Source organism: Flavobacteriales bacterium (assembly GCA_021296215.1).
In the GTDB taxonomy this organism is placed as follows: Bacteria; Bacteroidota; Bacteroidia; order Flavobacteriales; family ECT2AJA-044; genus ECT2AJA-044.
Map to the genome: position 1 here is coordinate 1 of JAGWBA010000126.1, position 2,256 is coordinate 2,256.

At 51.2% G+C, this 2,256-nt stretch carries 5 protein-coding genes; all 5 read right to left on the reverse strand.

Translation table 11 applies throughout. From position 1 onward, the window contains the following. Positions 1-173: 173 nt before the first annotated feature. A complete protein-coding gene (locus tag J4F31_12375; GenBank protein MCE2497348.1) occupies positions 174-374 on the reverse strand; it encodes a DUF2283 domain-containing protein in 201 nt (66 codons plus the stop codon). 87 nt (positions 375-461) lie between these two features. After that, positions 462-1,256, reverse strand: a complete 795-nt coding sequence (locus J4F31_12380; protein ID MCE2497349.1) for a hypothetical protein — start codon at positions 1,254-1,256, stop codon at positions 462-464. Positions 1,257-1,331: 75 nt separating this feature from the next. Continuing rightward, complete coding sequence (locus J4F31_12385; GenBank protein MCE2497350.1) at positions 1,332-1,730, reverse strand: hypothetical protein; 399 nt, start codon at positions 1,728-1,730, stop codon at positions 1,332-1,334. Further along, on the reverse strand, positions 1,708-1,950 hold the full coding sequence (locus J4F31_12390; protein ID MCE2497351.1) for an AbrB/MazE/SpoVT family DNA-binding domain-containing protein: 243 nt from the start codon (positions 1,948-1,950) through the stop codon (positions 1,708-1,710). Before J4F31_12390 ends, J4F31_12385 begins: the two co-directional genes overlap by 23 nt. 91 nt (positions 1,951-2,041) lie before the next feature. After that, positions 2,042-2,256: hypothetical protein (locus J4F31_12395; protein ID MCE2497352.1), on the reverse strand; the 215-nt coding region annotated here is incomplete at its 5' end.

A 2,256-nucleotide genomic window follows, 5' to 3' on the forward strand; every position in this document is an offset into this window, starting at 1 on the left:
ACCCGGACAACGCACCGAGCAGCAGAAGCCAATCAGCCTTGTATCGAGTATGCAGAGGTCGCCCTTTAATGTGACCGCCGCTATGCTCCCTACGTCAGCACAACGCCGCAACGCAGACGGCATGTCCGGTACTCCCGGTTCATAGCGCTTGATCTTCAATCCTTCACGTCCGGCTAAGCCGTCTCAAATTCTAAGCTGGAGAGGTTGAGAGTGGGGGAGCGTTTCGAGAGATGAAGTATTTCCACACCTACCACGTCGTTCGATTCGTTATAATCGAGCACTACACCCGGCGAGACTTCTTCAGACTCGACGATAGTAGAGGTGTCGAGGCGCAGGTAGAGCGCATCGGCTTCTTTATCGACGTGCAGTTTCATAATTTTTCTTTCATGTTGCGATCAAAGAATACACTCACCACCCGCCAAGGTGCAACGCGAGTGTTAACAGCTACGCGCAATATCCGGTTACCCTGTTCCGGGAAACGATGGAATCAATCCATTATCAAAACACACCTGGATTAAAGATTTTGCTGTCGCATTATTGACGTAACTCCAGCCTCTCTTGTCGCAAATCGCTTGCATTACGCTCTCGAATGCTTTGAGACATTCGCTGAGAGATTCTTTCGCACTACCCCGTCGGTAATGTTCATGTGCATTCAAGAACTCCTGTTGCGCTCCGGCATAGTGTCCTTGATTGAGTAGCTTTAGAGCTGGCTGAACAACCTCGGAATGAAGCAATTCGGAATCGACACGAATAATTTCTCCGTTTGTAAATTGATAACCAACACCATGCTCCTTGAACCTAGCATTTAGCTCCTCTATTGCACGGTCTGCTCTCTCTGACGCATTCTCTCGTTCTAAGTAATTCCAGCTTCTCGTACGGCGATCTATGGTCAGAGATGACAACTCTACCGCATCAAGGGCCTTTTCGACATCTTCTTCTTGAAGGAAGAAATCTCTGAGTTCTTCAATGTAATTTCTACCTCCATAACGCTCCATTGTTCTCGGTCTCGGTAGAGTGAAAACACCATATTCGTGACATAAGGTATTGACTATGAACCGATAAGCTTCTCTTACCGATCTGTAGCTGTAATAACCGTGCCTCATGACATTATATTGGGCCTCATTCCCAAAGGTATCCCTCCAGATGTAAACAATCTGCACTCTGAGAGGATTAGGGAGTTCGTCGTAGACGTAAACATCAGGAGCCTCTCCTCGAAGTCTCTTTTGACGTTTCGAGAATATGTCAAGTATCGGCAAGACTGATTCCTCCTACATAGTGTTCACTAACCACTCACACTTTGAAAATGTTTCCTCGCAGCCTTAAACCTCGGCCTACAGACGCCGGACATCGGACAAGGCAACCATCTTACGGTCCAGGGTCAGGACTTCCAGGCCAGCGCGGGAATAGTCGTCGGCGATGAGGCGGTCGAACAGCCCTGGGCCACCGGAGGTATTGAGCGCTTCGATGACCGAACGCCCGTTTAGAGGAGCAACCAGCCCGCTGCGGAGGACATCGAGTAAGGAAGTGCGGACGTCGGCCTTGGACACTCCATAGTGGTGCTGCACGGCGACATACGCTTCCCCGACGACTTGGTTTGAGACAAAGACCTCGGAGGTCTGGTCTTCGACCAGGGCGCGAAGCTTACTCACGCAATACGCGAAGTCCTTTTCCGGGTCTCCAGTGAGCAACCGTACGAGGACTGAGGTATCAATCCCGTAGCGACGGATCATATGGTTGCTCCCGGAAGGCTTGCAGGTCGAACGGCGGATGTCCGGGTGGAATCTTGTCGCGAAGCCCCCCGAGCCGAGACAAATCTATCCGCCGCGGCCGCAGGATGAATCCGTCAGGGCCTTCTTCCAGTTCGAGTTGATCGCCTGGGCCCACGCCGAGCGCATTTAACACCCTCGCCGGGAAAGTCACTTGGCGCTTAGATGTGATCTTTACAACCATACCATTTCTCCTTACAAAAAATATATATAAGTAAGGAGAAACGATCAAGCGATGGATCTATCGCAGCCTGACGTAAGGGAGCGTCAAGCGTCTACCCCAACGCGGCGAGATTTTCATTAAGCGTCCCTAACTGCGACTCCATGTCGGCCAGCTTGGAGCGCTCCTTTGCAACTACTTCGGGGTTTGCCCGTGAGAGGAATTTCTCGTTGCCAAGCTTTTTCCGTACACCCGCAAGCGTGCCGCTCAGCTTTTTGATCTGTCCGTTCAAACGCGCCCGTTCTTTCTCGATGTCGATGACCCCGAGCA